Origin of the sequence: Varibaculum prostatecancerukia (assembly GCF_943169825.2) — a bacterium.
GTDB lineage: Bacteria > Actinomycetota > Actinomycetes > Actinomycetales > Actinomycetaceae > Varibaculum > Varibaculum prostatecancerukia.
In genome coordinates this window covers 348,681-371,703 of sequence record NZ_OW968402.1, presented here as the reverse complement: position 1 = coordinate 371,703, position 23,023 = coordinate 348,681, and the positions used below count along the sequence as shown (strand labels likewise).

Annotated in this window: 16 protein-coding genes; 1 reads left to right on the top strand and 15 read right to left on the bottom strand. The window is 53.7% G+C overall.

Annotation, left to right across the window (positions count from 1 at the left end):
• Positions 1-15: 15 nt before the first annotated feature.
• From eno to KO216_RS01565, 12 genes are all read right to left on the bottom strand, one after another.
• Complete coding sequence (eno, locus tag KO216_RS01620; RefSeq protein ID WP_215522554.1) at positions 16-1,302, bottom strand: phosphopyruvate hydratase; 1,287 nt, start codon at positions 1,300-1,302, stop codon at positions 16-18.
• A gap of 101 nt (positions 1,303-1,403) precedes the next feature.
• Positions 1,404-2,108 (bottom strand): hypothetical protein, encoded by a 705-nt coding sequence (locus KO216_RS01615; protein ID WP_215522553.1) that lies wholly within the window; start codon positions 2,106-2,108, stop codon positions 1,404-1,406.
• 59 nt (positions 2,109-2,167) lie between these two features.
• Positions 2,168-5,938, bottom strand: a complete 3,771-nt coding sequence (gene mfd / locus KO216_RS01610) for a transcription-repair coupling factor (protein WP_215522552.1) — start codon at positions 5,936-5,938, stop codon at positions 2,168-2,170.
• A gap of 96 nt (positions 5,939-6,034) precedes the next feature.
• Positions 6,035-6,613 carry a hypothetical protein gene (locus KO216_RS01605; RefSeq protein WP_215522551.1) on the bottom strand — a complete coding sequence of 193 codons (579 nt, stop codon included), beginning with the start codon at positions 6,611-6,613 and terminating at the stop codon, positions 6,035-6,037.
• A gap of 181 nt (positions 6,614-6,794) precedes the next feature.
• Positions 6,795-8,447, bottom strand: coding sequence for a transcription termination factor Rho (rho, locus tag KO216_RS01600; RefSeq protein WP_251452062.1), 1,653 nt, complete (start codon positions 8,445-8,447; stop codon positions 6,795-6,797).
• Positions 8,448-8,740: 293 nt separating this feature from the next.
• Positions 8,741-9,751 carry a homoserine kinase gene (gene thrB / locus KO216_RS01595; RefSeq protein ID WP_215522549.1) on the bottom strand — a complete coding sequence of 337 codons (1,011 nt, stop codon included), beginning with the start codon at positions 9,749-9,751 and terminating at the stop codon, positions 8,741-8,743.
• Between the two features lie 19 nt (positions 9,752-9,770).
• A complete protein-coding gene (gene thrC, locus KO216_RS01590) occupies positions 9,771-10,874 on the bottom strand; it encodes a threonine synthase (protein WP_215522547.1) in 1,104 nt (367 codons plus the stop codon).
• A gap of 3 nt (positions 10,875-10,877) precedes the next feature.
• The gene (locus tag KO216_RS01585) at positions 10,878-12,173 is read right to left on the bottom strand and encodes a homoserine dehydrogenase (RefSeq protein WP_215522546.1); all 1,296 of its coding nucleotides are present in this window, start codon (positions 12,171-12,173) and stop codon (positions 10,878-10,880) included.
• A 94-nt stretch (positions 12,174-12,267) separates the two neighbouring features.
• Positions 12,268-13,671 carry a diaminopimelate decarboxylase gene (gene lysA / locus KO216_RS01580; RefSeq protein ID WP_215522545.1) on the bottom strand — a complete coding sequence of 468 codons (1,404 nt, stop codon included), beginning with the start codon at positions 13,669-13,671 and terminating at the stop codon, positions 12,268-12,270.
• A 195-nt stretch (positions 13,672-13,866) separates the two neighbouring features.
• The gene (locus tag KO216_RS01575; RefSeq protein WP_215522544.1) at positions 13,867-14,196 is read right to left on the bottom strand and encodes a type II toxin-antitoxin system RelE/ParE family toxin; all 330 of its coding nucleotides are present in this window, start codon (positions 14,194-14,196) and stop codon (positions 13,867-13,869) included.
• Positions 14,196-14,489: a type II toxin-antitoxin system RelB/DinJ family antitoxin gene (locus KO216_RS01570; RefSeq protein ID WP_374047492.1), complete on the bottom strand. Its 294-nt coding sequence runs from the start codon at positions 14,487-14,489 to the stop codon at positions 14,196-14,198. Before KO216_RS01570 ends, KO216_RS01575 begins: the two co-directional genes overlap by 1 nt.
• Positions 14,490-14,778: 289 nt before the next feature.
• Positions 14,779-17,673 carry a DNA methyltransferase gene (locus KO216_RS01565; RefSeq protein WP_215522542.1) on the bottom strand — a complete coding sequence of 965 codons (2,895 nt, stop codon included), beginning with the start codon at positions 17,671-17,673 and terminating at the stop codon, positions 14,779-14,781.
• Positions 17,674-18,097: 424 nt separating this feature from the next.
• On the opposite strand from KO216_RS01565, the gene KO216_RS01560 reads away from it, so the two are divergent.
• A complete protein-coding gene (locus KO216_RS01560) occupies positions 18,098-19,141 on the top strand; it encodes a YeiH family protein (RefSeq protein ID WP_309547324.1) in 1,044 nt (347 codons plus the stop codon).
• Between the two features lie 232 nt (positions 19,142-19,373).
• Here KO216_RS01560 and KO216_RS01555 read toward each other — a convergent pair whose 3' ends face one another.
• From KO216_RS01555 to KO216_RS01545, 3 genes are read right to left on the bottom strand one after another with little or no spacing between them, the layout of a single operon-like run.
• The gene (locus KO216_RS01555; protein WP_215522538.1) at positions 19,374-20,126 is read right to left on the bottom strand and encodes an ABC transporter ATP-binding protein; all 753 of its coding nucleotides are present in this window, start codon (positions 20,124-20,126) and stop codon (positions 19,374-19,376) included.
• A 9-nt stretch (positions 20,127-20,135) separates the two neighbouring features.
• A complete protein-coding gene (locus tag KO216_RS01550; RefSeq protein ID WP_215522537.1) occupies positions 20,136-21,131 on the bottom strand; it encodes a FecCD family ABC transporter permease in 996 nt (331 codons plus the stop codon).
• Positions 21,124-22,299: an ABC transporter substrate-binding protein gene (locus KO216_RS01545; RefSeq protein WP_309547323.1), complete on the bottom strand. Its 1,176-nt coding sequence runs from the start codon at positions 22,297-22,299 to the stop codon at positions 21,124-21,126. Before KO216_RS01545 ends, KO216_RS01550 begins: the two co-directional genes overlap by 8 nt.
• Between the last annotated feature and the right edge of the window lie 724 nt (positions 22,300-23,023).

Genomic DNA, 23,023 nt, shown 5'->3' with positions numbered 1-23,023 from the left:
TATTTGCGTCAGCTACTAGGCCTTAAAGCGCGGGAAGGCGCTACGCCCAGCATAGACGGCGGCTTCACCGAGCTCATCCTCAATCCGGAGCAGCTGGTTGTACTTCGCGACCCGCTCGGAGCGCGCCGGAGCGCCAGTCTTGATCTGACCAGAGTTGGTGGCTACCGCAAGGTCAGCGATAGTTACATCTTCGGTCTCACCGCTGCGGTGCGAAGTCATAGTGGTGTAACCGGCGCGGTGCGCGTCCTCTACCGCCTGCAGAGTTTCGGTCAGGCTACCAATCTGGTTTACCTTTACCAACAGAGAGTTAGCGATACCCTCTTTAATGCCACGCGCCAAACGCTCGGGGTTAGTCACGAACAGGTCATCGCCCACCAGCTGAACTTTGTCACCAATATGGGCAGTCAGAGCCTTCCAGGCATCCCATTCGTCCTCCGACAGGGGATCTTCAATGGATACAATCGGATACTTGGCAACCAGCTCGTCGTAGTACTTCACCATGTATTCGGTGTCACGCGCCTCGCCCTCGAAGTTGTACTTGCCATCCTCGAAGAACTCGGTGGACGCCACATCCAGTGCCAGAGCTACATCCTTACCCGGTTCGTATCCGGCCTTCTTGATAGCCTCGCAAATCAAATCCAAAGCTTCTGCGTTGGAGTCCAGGTTGGGGGCGAAACCGCCCTCGTCACCTAGACCGGTCGAAAGACCACGATCTTTAATAACGCTCTTCAAAGTGTGGTAGACCTCGGCACCCATCCGCAGTGCTTCGGCGAAAGTTTCGGCACCAATGGGGGCAATCATGAACTCTTGAATGTCCACATTGGAGTCCGCGTGGGATCCACCGTTCAAAATGTTCATCATAGGAACCGGCAGTACGTGGGCGTTTGGCCCACCCAGGTACTTGAACAACGGCATATCGGAATCTTCCGCTGCTGCATGAGCGACGGCTAGGGAAACACCCAAAATCGCGTTGGCGCCCAGTTTGCCCTTATTCGGGGTGCCATCCAGACGCATCATAATGTCGTCAATACGGCGCTGCTCGCAAGCATCCTCACCGATTAGCTCCGGGGCGATATCGTCAATAACTGCCTGTACGGCATCCTGTACGCCTTTGCCTTGGTAGCGGTGCTCATCGCCGTCCCGACGTTCTACTGCTTCAAAGGCACCGGTAGAAGCACCGGAGGGAACCGCGGCGCGGCTGGAAGCGCCGGAATCCAAAAGGACTTCTACTTCCACTGTGGGGTTTCCGCGAGAATCCAGAATCTCACGGGCATTAATAGCTATGATTAGTGACACGGTCATGCTCCTTATAGATTTGTTGATGACTTAACTACAGTCTACTGGAAGCAAAGCCAGTCGGCAGGTTGCAAAAGTCCCGTTCTTGTACGGGAAATACGGAATTTTTATTTAGCGGGCTGTGCGCCTTGCTGCATTTGGGTTTGCACTACTTGCTCCGCTTTGGCAAACCCCTGTAGTTTAACTCCCGGACCCAGGTCAGGTTCTAGCACTGGTGTCCCGGTTGACGCCGACAACACTTGAGTTAATAGGGCGTTGGTTTTCAATCCCGCAGCCTGTTTGGCACCCTCTTTTTGAGCAGCCAGGAGTTTCGGCTGAATTCGTTTCGCTAAATCTGGGTTTAACTTCCCCTGTTGCTGATCGCTAGATAATTTTTGCAGCCGCCAGAAATCTAGGGTGTCCTTAGAAAAATCTGCTTTCCGCAAAACCCCTTGTTTCACCTGTTCAGAAAGCCACTTATTAATATCGGCATCGGTGTATCCGGGCTGGCCCCGCAGTTCTTCCTTGGCAACCTTCATCGCTGGTGCCCACGAGGCGAGGGATTGGGTAGGTATTTCTCCCCTTTCAAATGACTCCCAAACAGCTTGGGGATACACTCCGGTTCCCAGCTGTTTTTGCACGTCTAACCGCATCTGCTGCATACCGGCTGCTTGCTGCGTGTCAGTAGGGGTGACAGCGTTTAACTCGGAAGCCACCTGTTCCACGGGGAAACTATCTTTCGCCTTTTCAGAGGAAGAACATCCCCCAAGCCCCACCCCTAACAGGGCAGTGCCGGCGCAAATACCAATAACGCGAAGAACTTTGTTATTCATAAGACTGTCTTTCTGAAGCTAATAGCTAGGGTTAGTTTATCAAGAGGGCGCGGCCAGCTCTATTTTTGGGCATCTGTTTTTACTTTCCCAAAGGGGGTAAGCACATTTTGTAGCAACTGCGATACCCACTGCGCTAAAGGTTCATCATGGAGCGAGCCTTGACCCAGTTTTTCCCCTTTGGGAGCGGGCAGCAAGATTTGGCGTACCGCCGGTTTAATCACCGTCCCCGGATGTAACCGCTTTATCCGCAGCATTTGTGAATCCGCCAAACTAATCGGGGAAAAGCGCACGAACCGCCCTTGCGCCACAATTTCTTTGATTCCCAGGACGCGCGCTTGCATCCGCAGCTTCGCCACCGTAAACAGCAGTTCAACATTTGCCGGAGGCACTCCGTAGCGATCAGTCATTTCTTCGCGCACCGCCTCCAACTCTTTTTCTTTACGCACGCTAGAGAGCTTTTGATACATCTCTAGGCGCAACCGCTCCGAATCCATATATTCAGGCGGAATATGGGCATCGATCGGCAGTTCGATTCGAACCTCGCTGTCTTCTTCTTCCTGATCCGCGCCCTCTTTAAAGCCGCGCACGGCCTCGGACACCATCCGGATATAGAGGTCAAAACCAACCCCGGCGATATGGCCCGACTGCTGACCGCCCAGGAGATTCCCTGCGCCGCGAATCTCCAGATCTTTTTGCGCCACCGCAGTACCTGCCCCTAAATCGGTATTCGTAGCAATGGTTTGCAGGCGTTCTTGCGCGGTTTCCGTCAGCGGTTTATCGCCCGGATAGAAGAAGTAGGCGTAGGCGCGTTCCCGCCCGCGCCCTACTCGTCCTCGCAGTTGGTGTAGCTGAGAGAGACCCATCCGATGGGCTCCGGAAACAATCAGAGTGTTGGCATTGGAAATATCTAGCCCAGTTTCCACGATAGTGGTGCAAACTAGCACGTCAGCCTGGTGATTCCAGAAATCAATCATCACCTCTTCCAGTTGTTTTTCATGCATTTTCCCGTGTGCCACTGCGATCCGGGCTTCTGGCACCAGTTCTGCCAGATGGGCAGCCACCCGGTCGATAGACTCCACCCGGTTGTGGACATAGAAGACCTGTCCATCACGTAGCAATTCGCGACGAATCGCCGCTTTTACCTGTTTATCCTGGTAGAGACCAACAAAGGTTAGTACCGGGTGGCGTTCTTCCGGGGGAGTCGAAAGGGTAGATAGTTCCCGAATCCCGGTGACCGCCATTTCTAAGGTACGCGGAATCGGGGTGGCCGACATAGACAGTACATCCACATTGGTGCGCAGAGCTTTCAAGGTTTCCTTGTGTTCGACCCCAAAACGTTGCTCTTCATCGATTACCACCAGCCCCAGGTTCTTAAACCCCACTTCCCCGGTAATCAAGCTATGGGTGCCAATCACCAGATCAATTTCTCCGCCGCGCAACTGGTCTTTGACTTCCCGCGCCTGGGCGGGAGTGGAAAAGCGCGAAAGCTGCCCGATTTTCACCGGGAAGGGGGCAAAGCGGTCTGAGAAAGTTTCAAAATGTTGTTTTACTAGCAGCGTGGTCGGGACCAGTACCGCGACTTGATAACCTTCTTGGATAGCTTTAAACGCCGCGCGCACCGCTACTTCGGTTTTCCCGAATCCCACGTCTCCGCTAAGCAGCCGATCCATAGGGGCAGGCTTTTCCATATCTGCCTTGACCTCATCGATAGTGGCGAGCTGGTCGGGGGTTTCCTGGTACTCAAAAGCGTCCTCAAGTTCCTTTTGCCAGGGAGTATCGGGACCGAAAGCGTGACCTTTAGTAGCCTGCCGCGCCGCGTAGAGGCGGATTAACTCCGCCGCGATTTCCCGGGTGGCTTTGCGGGCGCGATTCTTAGTTTTCGCCCAATCCGCTCCCCCCATCTTATTGAGCTGCGGGGTATCAGACCCGGCATAGCGGGACACCAAATCCAAAGAGTCGGTAGGAACATAGAGCCGGTCACCGGCTTGTCCCCGCCGCGAAGGGGCATATTCAATCACCAGGTATTCGCGGGTAACCGCGTCTTGACCTTTACCGATAGTGCGTTTGGTCATCTGCACGAAACGCCCCACCCCATGCTGGCTATGCACCACATAGTCCCCGGGTTTTAGAGAAAGGGGATCAACTATCGATTTCCCGCGCCGACTAGCCAATTTGCGGGGAGCTTGCGCTAGGCGCGGAGACCGTCCCGTCAGATCCGCCTCGGCCAGTACCAGCAGGTGCGAGGCTTTCAAGGCAAAGCCACCGGTGATTTTACCGGGGGTGACCAGTACGCTTCCCTTTTCTATATCCGAGGACGCAGCCAGGGTTGCTACCGCTTTGGCAGGCAGGCCTGCCTCGGAAAGATTGGACGCAAACCGGCTGGCCAGGCCGCGCCCAGAACAAGACAAAATCACTTTCCAGCCAGCATTTAGATATTGATTTAAGTCTTTAACTGCCTGGTCAATATGTCCGCGATAGCCTTTAGCCGCCCGCGCTTCTAGGGTCTTTTGACCACTAAAAACATAGGTAGGACGGGTGGTTTCACTCAACCCTCTGTCTTCTTCACCGCCAGTTAGTTCCCCCGTATTTTCTGCCGCTTCTCCCCCCAGATCCGCGAGTTCCTCCCCCGCCGATTCCTCGCTTTCGGTGGCCAAAATATCCGCGCCAGGCAGCCCGCTTAGCTCCCACCAGCCTAAACCTCTATCGCGCACCTCTTGGTTGAAATCATTGAGACTTTGGAGGGCGCGGGAGGCTCGGACAGGAATTTTTCCTCCGCCAGCGGCCGCTTGCCAGGCGGCCTGCTCAAACTCATGGGAAGTAGCTAGCAAGTCTGCTGCCCGGCGCGCTATCTTCCCCGGCTCATCCATCACGATGGTGGTATCTTCCGGCAGCAGAGAAACCACGCTTTGCAGCCCCGGCGCCAATACCGGAGCTAAGGATTCCATCCCCTGTACTGCTATCCCCTGGCTGATCAGTTCTAACATATCTGCCACACCCGGCAAGGAGGATTGCAGCTCGCTAGCGCGACTCTTCACCTGGTCGGTCAGTAACAGTTCCCGACATGCCGGCGCCCATACCCCGGAAGGACTTTTTTCTAGGCTGCGCTGATCAGAGAGGGAAAAATAAGTTACTTCCTCGAGAGTGTCGCCAAAGAAATCTAGACGCTGGGGATGTGATTCCCCGGGAACAAAGACATCGACGATTCCTCCTCGCACCGCAAACTGTCCCCGGCTAGATACCAAATCGGTTTTCTCGTATCCCAACTCCAACAGGCGCGCCGCCAGTTTATCTAGGGGGTAATCTTCACCCTCGGAAATTTTTAGGGGTTCAATCTCGGCTAGACCTGCTACTACCGGCTGTAATAGCGCCCTGATAGGAGCAACCAATATAGAAATCGTTTCCCCCGGTCCGCTTTTTTCGGGATGGGTCAGGCGACGCAAGGCGGCTATCCGCTGCGACATAGTGTCAGCGCGGGGCGAGAGACGTTCATGAGGCAGAGTCTCCCAAGAGGGAAAACGGGCAACTCGTGGCAGATAACCTGCCAGTTCTGCCTCTACCTGTTCCGCGGAGCGTCCTGACGCGGTTACATACAGGATTAATCCGTGCGCAGGTGTTATCTGTTTACTTTGAGAGGCTTCCGGGAGCTTCTGTATAGGAGAGAAAAGAGGAGAAAATTTCCCGGTAGTCGCATTGGTTTGCGCTGCTGCAGCGATTAGCGCCGGTCGTAGCCCCACGGGGCAATACAGTGATTGGGCACTGGCGGGGTGAGAAAAGAACTCTTTAGCTGCCGGTTCACTGGCAATTTCTTCTACAACGGCTTGCAAACTCATCGTTTATATCCTAGATGAGAGCGCTAGCTAGTTCACTTCGCCTGCTTAACAGGGCAAAATCATTCTCGAGGATGCGCCTGGCCATAAGGCGGAGGCTTAGGAAGTGTAAACGTCGAAATGGTTACCTGTGGTACCCCGGTCATAGACTTTGCCGGGAGCGCCAAACGGAGTTTTGATAACCGTACCTTTGGGGGCATCGTTTGCCAGCACGATATATCCGTCCCCATCGGCTACAAAGCCGCCCCCATTTACGTGACGTCCCGGAATATTGAGACCGCCACCAGGTAAAACCTGTTGGGAATAGTAGGTGAACTTGTATCCACCCCAGTTAATAACCCCGGCACTGCGCAGCGCAGCTAAAGAATACTGTCCGGGTGAGGCGGCGCCACCGGCAGGATCAGCTTCCGCGCCAGTAAGCACTTTCGCATTAATTACCTGAAGCCCCAAATCACCGTCCGCTTGGGCAACTGGGTTGGTGGCGGAAATAGTTTGCGCGGTAACTTCCGGTACCGGCTGACCGGCAGGCAGCGAGGAAGTATGCAGAGCTACCGCCCCTGAGGTGCCGACTGCCCCCGCGATCACTGCGGTGGCTAATCCGGCCTGCCAGAGCAAATGGCGGAATGGTTTCTTCTTTTGGCAATGACGTCCCACGATTATCCCATTCAGTCGACACAATAACCTGCCTGTTTTAACCAGGCAGAAATCAGTTTAGACCAATACGCAACCTTTTCGCTACCAAATCGTTATATTCGTAGCCGTTACCACAGTTTGGGCAGACAAAATAGAGCGCCCCGCCGAGAATCGGCGGGGCGCCTGATGTTTTATCTATTTATCTAAACACTAAGTCTGCTAGCAGCTAAACTTGGGTGCTCATCTTGGCGATCATCATCAAGAATTCGGCGTTAGAGTTAGTATTCTTCAGTTTCGAAAGCACAAACTCGGTAGCCTGCTGAGAATCCAAGGCGCTAAGCATCCGCCGCAACTTCCAGGTGACCTGCAACTCTTCTTTGTTTAGCAGCAGTTCTTCCCGGCGAGTACCCGAAGCGTTCACATCTACGGCCGGGAACAGACGCTTGTCAGCCAGCTGCCGCGATAGGCGCAGCTCCATATTGCCGGTGCCCTTGAACTCTTCAAAAATAACTTCATCCATCTTGGAGTTAGTTTCCACCAAGGCAGTAGCCAGAATAGTTAGCGAACCACCGTTTTCAACGTTGCGGGCCGCCCCGAAGAACTTCTTGGGAGGATAAAGCGCCGAAGCATCCACACCACCGGAGAGGATTCGTCCCGAAGCCGGGGCCGCCAAGTTATAGGCACGCCCTAAGCGAGTAATCGAATCCAGCAGTACCACCACGTCTTGACCTAGCTCTACCAGGCGTTTTGCTCGTTCAATCGCTAGTTCTGCTACCGAAGCATGGTCTGAAGCTGGCCGGTCGAAGGTAGAAGCAATAACTTCCCCCTTCACCGTGCGCTGCATATCGGTGACCTCTTCGGGCCGTTCATCTACCAGTACCACCATCAGGTGACATTCCGGATTATTCGTAGTGATCGCATTGGCAATCTGCTGCAAAATAATGGTTTTACCGGCTTTAGGCGGAGAAACAATCAACCCGCGCTGACCCTTACCTATAGGGGCAATCAAGTCGATTATCCGTTGAGTAATGTTCTTGGGAGTGTTCTCCAAGCGCAACTGTTCATTCGGATACAGCGGGACCAAATCTTTGAACTGGGTGCGTGCCCGCGCCTCCTCGACACTCATGCCGTTTACGGTGTCTAAACGCACCAGGGCATTGTATTTTTGCCGGCGATTATTTTCTCCCTCTTTGGGAGGACGCACCGCTCCCTGTACCGCGTCCCCGGAACGCAATCCCCAACGGCGCACCTGGCCGAGGGTCACATAAACGTCATTGGGACCGGCAATATATCCCGAGGTGCGCACGAAAGCATGATTGCTTTGCACGTCCAGAACCCCTGCAATCGGCAGGAGTTCTTCCTCGTTGTCCTCGCTGGAGTCTTCGTCGTTATCGAATTTGCCGCGTCCGCGCTCTCCGCGATTGTCATTCCAATTGTCGTCGCGGCGCCGATTACGGTCGCGGCGCCGATTACGCCGTCCGCGTCCGCGACCTTCCCCGCGTTCCTCATCTTCTGCGCTGGGGAGAGCGATCTCATCAACGGAATGCGGAGCCTCCGCCTTGCTTTTACCAGCTTTATTTTGCTTATTATTCTTGTTGGCGCGCTGCGCCAAGTCTTGCTTTAGCTGTTCCTTCGCTTCTTCTTTGCTGCCGGAATCTTGGCGCACCGCACCGTGACGGCGTCCTTTGCGTCCTCGCGCATCCGCAGTCCGCTTAGGTAAGTCATCTTTCGTGACGGCAGCCTTCTGAGTATCCTCAGCAACAGTGCCGGAGGATTGGCGAGCCTCGGATATTTTTTCGATTAGCTCGTTCTTGCGCAGCCGGGAAATCCCTCGCAACTGCATTTTTGCTGCTAGGGCTTTTAGCTCATCCAGCTTCATAGTGCGAAGATCATTAGCGTTCTCGTTTGTGCTCACAAACTTTCCTTCTGAATGTAGGTATGACGCAGACGCGCCTGGATATTAAGAACCGAGAGAAATAGGTCTCGATTTTGAAGGCTGGAACTGAGCGTTCCTAACGTTCAAGCCGCCAGGTGCTTTTGCCTTCGTGAATTTAGCTTACCAGGATTTGCGGCCAGTCGGTAACTTGCGCTTAGTGAACCTGACCATGCTGCTGGCGCCATCGGCATATCTGGCGTCGAGCTAACAATAAAGGTCAAGGTGGCAATAGCTCCTTAGAGTTCCCGCACCCCGCGAGTGTCTAATTCCAAGGTGCGCACCTTCCAACCCACTTTTTCCGCTCGTGATTTCACCTGGTCATCGACGTTTGCTAGCACTAGCACGCACGGTCCCGCTCCGGATATAACTGCTGGTAGCTGCTGGGCGCGTAACCAATACATTAGATCCAAGGAGGCGGGCATGCCGGCACGGCGATAGTTTTGATGCAAATAATCGGTGGTTGCCGCCATCAATAGCTCAGGATGATCTTGTAGAGCGCGCACCAAAAGCGCTCCATTAGCCACATTCGCGGCAGCATCTGCGTGGGGTACCTGTTCAGGCAGCAGGGCGCGTGCCTGGGAAGTATCCAACTCGAAGTCGGGGATAAACACCGTGGGGCGCAATCCGTATTGATTCTCGATTTTCACTGCCCAGGTCTTGGGAAAATCCCCGCTGAGGACGGGCTGGTCAGAGCTGGTATCCTGCGCAGCTTCGTCATCTTCCCCCATTTCTAAAAAGGGCGAGGTGAGTTCTTTGGTAGTGGCAGCCTCTTCACTGGAAGTGCGATGGATGCCCGCTAGGGTGATTCCCCCGTAAATTGCCGGCGCCAGGTTATCGGGGTGTCCTTCCAGGTAGGTCGCGATTCGCAGCATAGTATCGGCGTCCAAAACCTCGGGATCGGAAATAATCGCCCGCACGATAGCCAAACCGCTAACGATCGCGGAGGCAGAAGACCCCAGGCCTCGCGATTGGGGAATCTGGTTTTCTTGCCAAAGGGATACCCCCACTTGGAATGCTCCTACCGCGTCTAGCCCCAGGCGGATTGCTCGCACTACCAGGTGATTTTCGTCCTCTGGCAACTGATCTTTGCCTTGCCCGCGCACATGAACCTGGGTTTTCCCCACAGTCGCCCGAAAACCAACTCGATCATAGAGGGAAACCGCCAGCCCCATACAGTCGTATCCGGGACCTAAATTAGCCGAGGTGGCGGGAACTTTGACTTCCGCTTCATCCTTTACGATTCGCATATCGCTATTTTAGTTCCCGCTATTTCAGGTCGAGGGCATGCAGGGCAGCCTCGAGGGTGGGCGCGATTACCTGCGGATTGATATCCCGCTCCCCCAGCGCGGTGGCAGTGTCCTTTAGACCATTGCCGGTAACGGTACAAACAATAGTCGCGTCCTCAGGCACTTTCCCCTGGCTGGCAGCTTGTAAAAGTCCGGCTATCGAGGCCGCCGAGGCGGGCTCTACGAAGATCCCGGTACTGGCCGCGAGCCGCGCCTGTGCCGCCAAAATAGCTTCGTCTGTGACTGCGGTGATGAAACCGTGAGAATCATCCCGCGCCGCCGATGCATAATCCCAGGAGGCGGGGTTACCAATCCGGATGGCGGTGGCTACCGTTTCCGGGTTGTCAATCGGGTGTCCGGCTACGAAGGGAGCTGCCCCTTTGGCCTGGATACCCCACATTTGCGGTACTTTACTAGCGCGTGCCTGCCCGAGTTTAGTTTCTTTTTCTAAAGAGGCCGCGGTGCGCCGACCAGCGTATTCGTTGTACCCCATCCAATAGGCCGAGATGTTTCCGGCGTTTCCTACTGGTAGTACGTGAATATCAGGGGCATCCCCCAGGAAGTCAACGATTTCGAAGGCCGCGGTCTTTTGGCCCTGCAGGCGGTAGGGATTAATCGAATTAACCAGGGCTACCGGATAGCTTTCGGTGAGCTGGCGGGTAATGGTTAGGCACTGGTCAAAGTTTCCGTCTACTGCCACTAACCGCGCGCCATGCACAATCGCCTGGGCAAGTTTACCGGCAGCGATTTTCCCCGCAGGTAGGATCACCGCGCATTCCAAGCCGGCTTTCGCCGAATAGGCGGCCGCCGAAGCAGAAGTGTTTCCGGTAGAGGCACAGGCCACCATTTTTTGCCCGCTAGAGACCACTTTGGTGATGGCCATGGTCATCCCGCGATCTTTAAAAGAGCCGGTGGGGTTCACACCCTCGACTTTGATATAGACTTTCGCCCCTACTTCATTAGACAGATCATCCGAATAAACCAGCGGAGTGCCACCTTCCTGTAAGGTGACGATTTCTTCTTCGTCCTTTACCGGGAGCCAATCACGGTATTCGTTGATTATTCCCTGCCAAAGATGCGCCATTTTTTAGCCCTCCATACTGATTACTTGGATTACCCGGCTCACCGGCTGTGCGGCTTCCAAATCTTTTACTGTTAAGTCTATGGCGTCCGCCCGCGCCCAGGCAGTCGATAGGGAAACTACCGCTTTACCGGATTCGCTGTCATTGCTTTGACGCACCTGCTCTATCGAGATTCCGCGCCGGGCAAAAATCCCCGCTACCTCGGCTAATACCCCGGTTGCGTCCTCTACCTCTAGGCGGATGCTGTACTTAGAACGCACTTGTCCGGCCGGCATTTGCGGCAAGTCGGCATAGGAAGATTCGCGGGGTGCGGCACCCCCAGATACCAGGTGGAACGCGGCGGCGACCACGTCCGAAAGCACTGCCGAGGCGGTCTGTACCCCGCCGGCGCCTTGACCGTAGAACATTAGTCTGCCCGCGGCCTCAGCATCAATCACAATCGCGTTAAAGGCTCCCGCGATGTTTGCCAGCGGATTTTCTGGTTTCACCAATACCGGCTCTACCCGGCAAGATACACATTCGCGTCCTTGTTCATCTTGCGCCAACTGCGCAATGGCCAGCAGTTTAATAGTGTGCCCGGATTCCTTCGCATCTTGAATATCGTCAGCGGTGATATGGCGAATTCCCTTCACCGCTACTTGATCTAGGGAAACCCGAGTATGGAAAGCCAACTGCGCAAGCAGGGCGCATTTGGCGGCGGCATCTAGCCCATCAATATCGGCAGTCGGGTCAGCTTCGGCATAGCCCAGTTCTTGTGCGGTAGAAAGCGCCTGGTCAAATGACCATCCTTTCTTTTCCATCTGGTCAAGCATGTAGTTGGTGGTGCCATTAACGATTCCTTGCACCACCTCGACGCGATCCCCCGCCAGAGATTCCCGCAGACCATAGACTACCGGGATGGCGCCCGCTACTGCGGCCTCATAGTAAAGGTCGGCTTCCCGCTCGCGAGAGAGATCAAAAAGTTCCGGGCCGTGTTGCGCCAGCAGCGCTTTATTGCCGGTGACCACGGATTTTCCGGCTTCGAGGGCGCGGGTAATGTAGGTGCGTGCCGGCTCGATTCCCCCGATTAGTTCAATCACCAGGTCCGCTTGGTCAATCAAGGGTTCCGCCTGGTCGGTGAGCAGATCGCGGCTAATAAAATCGGGGCGCGGGGCAGCCAAATTATTTACACAAATACCGATAATCTCCAGGTTGGCTCCACACCTAGCCTGATAATCGGCAGCGCGCTCTTGCAGTAGGCGCACTACCTGGGCGCCCACGGTTCCGCACCCGAGGACTGCTATTTTCACCGCTTGCTTCATTTCTCACCCTTTTCGTCGCATCCAGCAGGGCGTATTTTCCTGCCGGGGCTTTCTACTCTAGCGGTTATTTGTGGCTGGGCGCGTTCGAGATTTTTCACTGAGATAGACCGCGCGCTCCAGTATCAAGTCGCAGCAGGTCAGCAACGGTTTCTCGCGCAATGATGTAGCGCGGGGGTGTTTTACAGCTAAGCCCCACCACCCCGGGGCGAGGCACCAGATTGTAGTTCGAGGCCATCGCCCTCCCGTAGGCTCCAGTAGCCGGAATCACCAGTAAATCACCAGCACAAATATCAGCAGGCAGGGCAATCTCAGGCACTAAAATATCCCCGGATTCGCAATGCATTCCCACTACCCGGCAGCTGACCGCAGGCGCATCCGACACCCGTGAGGCCAAAGTGGCCACATATCCGGCGTCATAGAGGGCGGGGCGAATATTGTCGCTCATGCCGCCATCTACGCTCACGTATTTGCGGATGCTGCCGTCCTCTAGCTGCACGTCTTTAACCGTCCCCACCTGGTACAGACTGACGCATACCGGACCGGCCAACCAACGTCCGGGTTCAATCGAAATATGAGGAATATCGGTGCCCGCCTGCTGGCAGGCTCTCTTTACCGAGGCCGCCAGAGAGCGCGCATATTCACTGGCGGTAGGCACTTCCTCCCCCTGATAGGAGATAGCTAAGCCCCCACCCAGGTCAACTTCGGGGACGGCCTCACCTAGTTTTTGCACCTGGGCGCGGAATGCCAGCAGTCTTTCCGCTGCCACCTGGAAGGATTCTAAATCTTTGATTTGGGAGCCGATATGGGAATGCAGCCCCACCAGGCGCAGATTTGGGGCGGCAATAATTTTCTTTACCGCCTGGAGGGCAGCTCCAGATGCCAGGGAGAGGCCAAATTTTTGGTCTTCGTGGGCGGTGGCGATAAAACTGTGCCCCCCAGCGTGGACACCGGTGGTCACCCGCACCATCACCGGAGCAGTCATGTTTTCGCTCTCGCTCAGAGACTGCAAAAGGTCGATTTCAGGTAGGGAATCTACGATGATCCGTCCGATGCCGCTTCGTAGTGCCAGCCGCAAGCATTCAAGGGATTTATTGTTCCCGTGCAGCCCGATTTTCTTAGGTTCAGCCCCCATCGCCGGATCAAGCGCCACCGTAAGTTCTCCCAGGCTGGCGGTGTCGATTCCCATCCCCGCCCTGGTGATGGCATCACCTAAAGCGGTGCACAGGAAAGCCTTCCCCGCGTAGTAGACGCTGGCACCGGAAAATCCGTAACCTTCCCAAAACTCTTCGGCCATCGCCGAGGCAATAGTTTGGGCGCGGGCAGCAAAATCATCCAAGTCAAACAGGTAGGAGGGGGTGCCGAAACCCTGAGCCAGCTCAGTTACTTTTTGTCCGGCAAAAGATAGCTGTCCATCATCCTCCCGCTTGGCTCCCCAAGGCCAAAGCACGGGATTTTCCGCAGGTTCGGGACAAGTGAGCATCGGTAACCTCTCAAGCATCTAGGTATCTTCCCTTAAAGTATCGCCAAGCCGATAAAAGCTTGCAAAACCTTGCCCGCAGGCTGGGTAAAATCGGGAACGTGTAAAAAATTCGCCGATTTTTTTACACGTTCCCTTGATATGTAAAACTGCTTTACATATTTGAGCGAACTAGCGTCTTGTTAGAGTTGGCGCAGATAGACAAGCTCACGAGCTTCACCAAATATGCGATTCCAATTGCTGGGCTTGGTCGCGTCTGACATAAATTACGGCAATGATATTGACTTCCTTAGTATCATCATTGACCCAAAAGTAAATGTAATAATTTTTCACCCGAATTTTGCGGAAACCCATATCACGCCAAGGCTTCTCTTCGATTAGTTTCACCCGATAGGGCATAAATGACAGCGTGGATATTTCTTTTTGCAACAGTTCCAATAGTTTTTTCGCGATTTCAGGCTCTCGCAGGTCTACAGCAATATAGTCCCTAATGAGCCTCAGGTGTTGTCGCGCCTGTGCGGTAAAGCGGATTGCATACTGATCCATCACAGATTTTTGCCCAAATCGTCGAATACTTCGTCAATACCGTAGGAGTCACCTGATAGAGCTTGGGAGTACCCCGCGCTCATCAGGGCGTTAAACTTTTTCTCGTCCAGAGCATCACGAGATGGGAGCTCACTAGGGATAGTAAGGGGAAAAGGAATCCCATTGTGCATGATGATTTGCCGATAAAACATATCAATCGCGGTCGCGCGAGAAACCCCCATAGTATCCAAGATTTCTTCGGCCTTAGCCTTCACGTTTTCCTGAATACGAACATTCACGCTTGCGGATTTCACAGCGACCATCCCCCTTCTTTCACCCACGCAACCAATATACTGCGTATGTATCGCATATCGCAACACTTGCGCAAAATAGAGTTCCTACCCAGAGAACTAGGCGATACTGGTGGAAATAACCATTCCAAACACATGTCTTATGGTTATAAGGGACTTCACGTCAACCTATTCGTTTTCCCGATATGTAAAACTGCTTTACATATAAGTCGCGAGCGGCAGGTGTCTCTACTGCGTACCAGGGTTAGTGGCAGTTAGCGACTCCCCTGCGGGCTTGAGGTTTTTACCGCGGTCAGGAAGTGGTGGCGGCTTGGTAGAGGGTGAACAGGTGGGCGGTGATTTTGCTTTCGTCACCGGCAAAGTTCACCCCGTAGGCAGCTTCTACTGCCCGATCTAGCTGGGCGTGCGCCCGGGTTAACTCCGGATAGAGGAAATCATTGTCCGGGTCATACAGCTCCGCCAAGGTAGCTGGGGCATAGACTTTCCGCTTTTCGAGGACGAGGGCGGCGGCCTCCTCAATTGCTCGTTTTTGCTGCGGCGTAGGGTCTGGCCAAATAAAAGTGTTATAAACCAGAGTATTCGTATAGCGATACCGCATCTCTAAACGGCCTGCGACTGCCCGCATCCAGGCGTTATGGAACTGGGAAGAGAGGATACCGAAATGGTAAATATCAGCGGTGGGAACGAAGTACAGCATGTCTCCCGGAATCATCCCATCAGTCACAAAGCCAATCGGTATATAGTGTCTACGCTCTGAGGACACCTTTGGGAACCCGAGATAGGTTCCGTCTCGGAATTTTCCACAGGGACGCAACAGGTGGGGACGATCAGCCAACTTATAGGCATCACCCGTCGGGATTTGCTGTTCACGCCAGGCGCGGCAAGCCTCAATATGTTTGCGCACTTCCGGCACTTTTTTCAGTTCCGCTCCGGTAATCTGCGGTAACCACAGGCAATAACGGTCGATGCCTTTAATAAATTCTGCTCCCATAGAAAAGGGACGAACCCACTTTTCGGCTGCCGGCTCTTTAGCTAGTAGCTCGTCGCGTTGCTGGGCAGAAAGCAATAGATTTTGGCCGTCAGCAGGTTTGAATCCCTGCGCCATTCCTGGCACATCAGAAAGCGGTTTCATCTGTTTGTCCACAAACACATCCGGGGCGTCTGTCAGATAGCCGTTAATATGTCCTACCTGCTGACGGCGGGATTCTCCCTCTTTAGGGTGCTCAAAAAGATATTTCGGTTCGTCATCCTGATAAGAAAACCCGATAATCACCACGTGTACATGGGCTTGATTCTCGGCTTCGTTGTCCCAGACGAAACTGCGATGGGCGAAGTTAATGCGAATCCCTTGCTCAAATAGCGGTCGCCATAGCGGGGTAACCTGCTGTCCTTGGCAAATACTGTTGGTAGATACGAAGGCGGCCCGAATCTCGGTGCCTTGCATATAATTGGCGGCTTTCTGGTACCAGCAGGCCACATAGTCCAGCACCCCCCCCCGCTTACCAAATAGGTCTGCCCGATCCTGCTTTTGCTCCGCGGTGTGGTTCGAATAGCCAATAAAGGGAGGGTTACTAATTAAATATGAACACTTTTCCGCAGGTAGCAGCTGCTCCCAGTCCATGCGGACCGCGTTTGCCAGCACAATATTGGAGTCATCGTGCAGCGGTAAATCCGCTACTTCCCGCTGCAAAATCGCGGCTGTTTCCCCATTAGCCTGCAGCTCGGCAATCCACAGCGCGGTACGCGCCACCGCGACCGCAAAATCATTAATCTCAATCCCGTAGAACTGTCCCAGATTCACTTTTATCTGGTTGGTAGTGGCGCCCTCCTGCTCGAACTCCCAAGCCTGTTGCCCCCGCTCTAGCTCCGCAATCACCTGGTTTTCCAGGCGTCGCACCTCAATATAGGTTTCGGTTAAGAAGTTCCCGGACCCGCAGGCGCTATCCATCCAGGTCAAACTGGCCAAACGGTTTTGGAAAGCCCGCAGTTTCGCCCGCCGTGACCTATCGGAAATCCCGGGATCAGACAGGATCCCCTCTAGTTGATTCTTTAAACCGTCAAGGAAAAGCGGATCGATTACCCGGTGGATATTTTCTGGGCTGGTGTAGTGCATCCCTCCGCTGCGGCGAGTTTCCGGATTCAAAGTCGACTCAAATACGCCCCCGAAAACGGTAGGAGAAATCTGTGACCAGTCGGTTCCTTGCGATACCTCGTTAAGCAGCAGGTCGCGTAACTCCGCGGTGAAGTTCGGAATCTCTAAACTTCGTCCCGGTTCAACCGCAAACGAAGAGGGAAATGTGCTCTCCCCGCCTTCTTCATCCGAACTTTCCCCAGCACCCTTTAAGTGAGGAGCGCCGGCAGCGGAGTCCCGAAACAGTCCCCCATTCACATAGGGGAAAACCGCGAGTTCTTCCTCCAGATAGGGATCCCGCTGCTCAAGTGGAGTATCTAGCACTTTAAACAGGCGTTGCAGCGCCACCCGAGTTTGGGAGGCGGTAAAACCTCGCAGGTAACGCAGCAACGCGTCCTTACCAAAAAGCCCCGCGTCCTCGGCAAAAAGACAGAACACCAAGCGCACACACAGCACATTCAGACAGTGCTGCGACCAGGGAGAATCGGGGTCTTGGTATTGCACCAGCAACCCGCGATGCAGCTTTCCTATCAGTTCCCCGGCACGGATAGAAACTTGGCGTTCCTTCTCCGTGCGAGAATATGCCGGGTCAATCAAAAAATCCAGCAGATAGGACTGTTCAGGCAGTTCCGTTAAGGAAAATTCAATAAAATCGCCGGCCGGATCATCTTTATTGAGGTCATGAATCCGGAAATGCTCGAAGTTACAAACAATAATAAAGTCTGGGCGTTGCCGATTCGGCAGCGCATCGGCATAACGTTTAGCCTGTTCAAACGGGGTAACTATCTGCCCCTGACGCAGCTCACCCCCATCTAGGTTTACGCCAGAAGATTTTTGTTCCACGATGGTGCGCGCTGATGGAATCACCACGTCAATAAATCCGCGAGTCCGGGTGCGCTGCTCAAAACGGCACTTAGTGGAAACTTCGCGCATCCCCAGCACGTCTTGCAGCAGGGAGAGCCAAAAGCTGTGGGTTTCGCCCTTTTCGTAGCCGCGACCTGTCCACTGTTGCACGAAATGCTCCGCTGCCCGCCGCCGGCTGCCTACTTCACTCACCGCATACCCTTCTTGGTGAAATTGTTACTTATCAGTCACCTTACCTTGAATTAGCAATCGTTCCCGGCTCTCTCAGAGCTACAGCCATAAACGACGTACCCTACGTATATTGAACGCATGCTGGGACTGGTGCCTCACTTATTTTGAGCGCGTCGAGAAGGTCGTACTTAGCTTTGGCAAACGAGGAATTCACCTTGATTTATTAGCAGATTATTGAAGGACTTTCGCGCGGGTACTACAAACAGCAAGGGAGCAGGTAGCTGGTTCCATAGTTCTAGTGATAGCCACCAAATATCTGACAGACGAGTTGAAAGTTATTTTCTTCGAATTGTTCACTGCCGGTTATCAACTATCTGCCTCTATCGAGGTTTTCTCTGCCGGTTCACTAAGCTCCATCGCCTAAAACATGTGGTATACCTGGCAAGTGGACTTTTGGAATAACTTTAAACGCTTGTTGCCGGGAGTAGCCTACGCGTGCGTAGTCGCCGGTATCGCCTGGCTGATTAACCTGTTTATCCCCCTGCTGTCATCGATGCTGGTGGCGATCCTGCTGGGGGTAGCAGTCCGTAACACTAAGCTAATTCCGGCTGTCTGCGAACCCGGAATCGCTTTTTCCGCGAAGACTATTCTGCGCGCCGGGGTGGTGCTGCTTGGTTTTCGACTATCGCTACCGGCTATTGCCGCGCTAGGTACTGGCGCGATTGTGACTATCATCTGCGCGGTTGCGGTAACTATGGTGGCGGGTTACTTGCTGACTTACTTTATGCGGGTCAGTCACGCCACTGGGATTCTCACTACCTCGGGTACGGCTATTTGTGGAGCGTCTGCCGTTGCCGGTATCTCCCCAGTGGTGTCTGCCCGCAGTCGCGAGGACGCCGATGACGCGGTCGCCACCGCTATCGCTTGCGTTACCCTATTTGGGACGATTTCCCTCGTTGCTTTGCCGGCTGCCGCCCACGCACTGCACCTGTCCCCCACCCAAGCTGCCGTCTGGCTGGGTGCTTCCATTCATGAGGTCGGCCAGGTAGTGGCGGCAGCAAATATTTACGACCCGGCGATCTCTGATTTGGCCACGGCCACCAAGCTTGGGCGCGTGGCCTGCCTGGCGGTCGTAGTGGCGATTGTGGGGATTATCGAGCGGCGCGTGGTGCAAGTACGCCATGAACAGGCACAAAAAGCTAGCTCTGGCAAGCGCCCGCCGCTGATTCCCGGATTTGTTGTGGGGTTTCTGGTCGCAGTCGCGCTGGCCTCAGTGTTTGCCGGTATTTCCACTGTCAATAACGTTTTCAGTATCCTAGGGGGCACAGTAGCTACTTTGTTGCTCACCGTAGCGATGGGCGCAATGGGGGCGGGGGTAAACTTACGCAACGTTATAAAATCCGGAGGGCGCGCCCTCATCCTCGGAATAATCCTGAGTGTCCTAATCGCCGCAGTCTCGCTAGGGACGGTACTTGTATTCGTCGAGTAGGAAACACCTGGTGGTGCATTGGTTCCAAAGCGATACGGAACGGATCACCATCGTTTCGGGCAGGCAAACATGTTGAAAACTAGCTAGTGAGCACTTCCTTGTTGAGCGCCAGATTATCCAGAAGAAGAAGTTACACACTTGGCGAGGTGATGATTTTTGGCCAGGGTTGGCCATGTAACTTGCTCAGTTAACGCTAATTCTGGCAACACTTGGAGGTGTGCTGCTGAGTGGCCTACTTATGCGGGTCGTCCAAGAGGTCGAACCCGAAAAGAATCCGGTCTTTAACTGACTCCAATATTGCGTCCACCGTATAAACTTCCCTGAAGAGTTGCTTCGTAAAAACCTTGTTGGGCGCGCCCTCCGCATAAATCTTGCCTTCGTGGAGGACGACAATGTGATCCGCAAAACGCTCAATGAGGTCGATCTGGTGCAGGGTAACCACAGTTGTGATGTGCCGAGCCACGGTTAGTGATTTTATCTGCTGCAGAATACGGTACTGATTTTCTAGATCGAGTGCTGACGTAGGTTCGTCAAGAAGAAGGACATCAGGGTTTTTCACCATTGCCTGGCCTATGAATACCTTTTGACGTTGACCGCCGGACAGGTTTCTGATGGCAACGTTTTTGAGGGGCTGCAGTTCAAGCATGTCTAAGATCTCGTTAACATCGTCAACATCCTGTTGCGCAGTCCGCAACCCGAGTTTCGCTACCTTTCCTATCAACACGGTCTCGAACACCGAAAACGGCAAATCGGCCTCGGTATGCTGGTTGAGATATGACATCGTACCGACGGCCTCAATCGACTTTGCCGTGCCCGGGCGCGGCTTCTCCCTGCTCGAATGCACAATCGCCTTCATCAGCGTGGTTTTCCCAGCGCCATTGCGGCCCATAAATACGGTGACCTGACCAGGTTTCGCCTGGAAACTAATACCATCGATGATTCGGCGACTGCCATAGTTAAACGAGAAATCACTGACATTAATCACGTTCTACACCTATCGTTGACGCCGCTGGCTAACTAGGGCATACACCAAGAATGGGATGCCGATAATGGAACTGATGATGCCGATTGGCACAACCACACCGGGAACAATCAGCTTGGAAACAATCGAAGAGAAAAGCAGAATCATTGCGCCAAGAATCGCAGAACCGGTCAAATAGAATCGCTGATCCTCAGACACGAGCCTTCGTGCCAAGTGCGGCGCCGCCAGCCCGATAAAACCAATTTTCCCGCAAAAACTCACCGCCAGTGCTGTGAGCACTGATGCCGATATCAGCGACACAATTTTTACTCGTTGGACTGGCACCCCAAGCGCATCCGCACGTGCTTCACCGAACTTCAACGCTGTGAGATTCCATGCATTGCGCAAGAGCACGGCAAATACTATGACGAACACTGAAAGCATTATCCAGCCTTGAGTATACGAGCCGCGAGTGAGGCCACCCATGGTCCAGAAGACAATATACGAAAGGCTTTCTTCTGAGGCACGGTATTGAATCAACGACAAAAATGCGTCGAATAGAAAATTCAGCGCAATACCAGCGAGTACCAGCGAAGAGTTGCTCATCGCAATGTACTTTCCCACCGCGAAGATCACGAACACCGAAAGGAGCGCCACAAGTAGCGCGCCACCGGTGACGAACACCATCGGCACTGCCATCACAAATACAATTGCCGCCCCCAAACTCGCTGCGGAAGAAACACCGAGAGTAAATGGAGAGGCCAGCGGGTTGTTCAATATTGTTTGCATTACCGCGCCGGCCAACCCAAGACTTAAGCCCACCCCGACTGCCATGAGAGCTGCGGGCATGCGTATTCGGAAGAATGCAATATGCTCGACTGTATTAGGGTCAAACACCACGGCCAGATTCGAGAGTGTGATCTTCGCAGGGCCAACACAAAGGTCAACCACAAACAGAGCGATGACCGCTAAAGCGGCAAGTACGATCCACAGCCCGCGCGGAAGATGCCGCACTTTCGCACTACTCATACTTGATAAACCATGTCCCCTGGTACTTAATAGGCATGAACTTGTCGAAGTACTCCTTGATTAACGCATCCGGATCGAGATCATCGAATTCCTTTGGATGGAACAGTTTGGCAAGTCTTGCGTAGGAGTAAAAGTCAAGCATGTCACGGGTCAGCGGATGGCCGATCGCATATATCTCTTTGTTCTTTACTGCCTTTAGTTTGTCCCAGCCGTCACGTTCCAGGAAGGGGGCGATAGATGCCCGCGCTTCTTCCTTCGACACGGAGAAACCCATCTTCACTGAATCCGGCTGATCCGCCCACAGGGAACCCGAGAAGATAATTTTGTCTGGGTTACTTACCAGCACTTGTTCAGCGGAAAGCGGTTGCGCATCTTTTGCATCGAGAAACTGTTTTGCGATGTTATCGGCGCCAACATCCTCGAGGATTGCACCCCACATCGTTCCTGAGCCATAGGTGTTTCCAAATTCCTTTGGCCCACTCGACGTAGTTTCAAAATACACTGATTCAGATTTTTTAAGTTTCGCAGCACGCTTTTCTATGTCCCCGACGATGTCAGAATAGAACTTTGTGATTGCTTTTTCGTTCTTAGTTAGGCCGGTTGCCTCCGCGATGATCTTCGTGGATTTGATATGGTTTTTCAGGTCTTGCCCATGATAATCAATGTAGATAACTGGCAACCCTGATTTATCAGCGATAACGTCCATCTTTGCTTTTTGGGTAACAGGAGCGATGATTCCATCGACATTATCCGCCAGCAATTGCTCGGCGGTGAGCTGATCCTTTGTTGCATCACCAATTTTCGGGATATCAGCTAACTCCGGGTTGGCCTTGAGTAAGAGTGACCAGAGGTCTTGGCGGTTAGATTCCAGCCCCTTGTCCATTGCGCCAATCTTAGAAGTGTAGTTGTCTCGGTCGAGAGCCGCCATCGTCAAGAGAGGTCCGCCCGAGCCCGACAATTGAATAGCCGCCTTCTCAAGCGGTTTCTTCAATTTAACAGTATTGCCTGTAACATCCGTGATAGTTACGCCTTGGGACGCGGATGTTGTTGCCTGATCCGATTTAGAGGCAGAAGAGCTCCCTCCCGGAGCACCGCAGCCGGCCAGTGAACAGATCATTGCTACGCTGACAACGAGACTAGAAAATATTTTTCGTACGCTAAAGCTCATAACCACGACTTTCTTTCTAAATTTGGGTCGCACCACATCCGAGCAAAGAGTGGTTGAGGTGCGGTGGTGGACTCTAACCAAAGAATATTCAATCATTCGATTTAATACTTGATTAAAGCATGTTCCTTCCCTGGTGTCAATAATCTGACATACCTCACGCATTTCGGGTTAATACCGAAAACCCGAACGGTTTTCGCACCGTTCGGGTTCGCCGTGCCAGCAACACTTCGTGTTGCGCACCGTTTCCTCACCCGCACTAATAAAAACCGACGCGCCCGGAAAAAGATACACAAAATGGGCATTAGCCGCTGATTTTAGTGGTTTTGCTAGGGCTTTTAGGGTTTTGTACATGCTTTCACGAACTTCGACCCCGAGGTGCGGGGGCTAGGTTTTATCCGAATGGGTGCCGTGGAATCTGACTTCACGGTGTGAGCAAGGGGCGCGGCCGGTAAAAGATACGAGAGGGGCTTGACCAGCGAAGCCGGTCACGGGGTCCCCGGAGTGCTTTTACCGTGCCAGACCCGCAGCGCACTTTAAAACCACTGGCGCGGGCGAATGCTCAACCCGCGTTCGCAACCTCCCCGCGCCAGCCCTCGCGGGTTCGATTCCCTCAGCTTATAAAATGTTGGAGCCCCAGGATAAACCTGGGGCTCCAACATTTTAGTTATGTAGCTGCTGAAGATGATACAAAATGTTCGGCTCGAGGGCGACGGTGCAAGCAGGC

Bases quoted from the DNA above. Each gene is read 5' to 3' on its own strand.
- eno (WP_215522554.1), bottom strand. From the start codon at position 1,302: ATGACCGTGTCACTAATCATAGCTATTAATGCCCGTGAGATTCTGGAT.
- KO216_RS01615 (WP_215522553.1), bottom strand. From the start codon at position 2,108: ATGAATAACAAAGTTCTTCGCGTTATTGGTATTTGCGCCGGCACTGCC.
- mfd (WP_215522552.1), bottom strand. From the start codon at position 5,938: ATGAGTTTGCAAGCCGTTGTAGAAGAAATTGCCAGTGAACCGGCAGCT.
- rho (WP_251452062.1), bottom strand. From the start codon at position 8,447: ATGAAGCTGGATGAGCTAAAAGCCCTAGCAGCAAAAATGCAGTTGCGA.
- thrB (WP_215522549.1), bottom strand. From the start codon at position 9,751: ATGCGAATCGTAAAGGATGAAGCGGAAGTCAAAGTTCCCGCCACCTCG.
- thrC (WP_215522547.1), bottom strand. From the start codon at position 10,874: ATGGCGCATCTTTGGCAGGGAATAATCAACGAATACCGTGATTGGCTC.
- KO216_RS01585 (WP_215522546.1), bottom strand. From the start codon at position 12,173: ATGAAGCAAGCGGTGAAAATAGCAGTCCTCGGGTGCGGAACCGTGGGC.
- lysA (WP_215522545.1), bottom strand. From the start codon at position 13,671: ATGCTTGAGAGGTTACCGATGCTCACTTGTCCCGAACCTGCGGAAAAT.
- KO216_RS01575 (WP_215522544.1), bottom strand. From the start codon at position 14,196: ATGGATCAGTATGCAATCCGCTTTACCGCACAGGCGCGACAACACCTG.
- KO216_RS01550 (WP_215522537.1), bottom strand. From the start codon at position 21,131: ATGAGTAGTGCGAAAGTGCGGCATCTTCCGCGCGGGCTGTGGATCGTA.
- KO216_RS01545 (WP_309547323.1), bottom strand. From the start codon at position 22,299: ATGAGCTTTAGCGTACGAAAAATATTTTCTAGTCTCGTTGTCAGCGTA.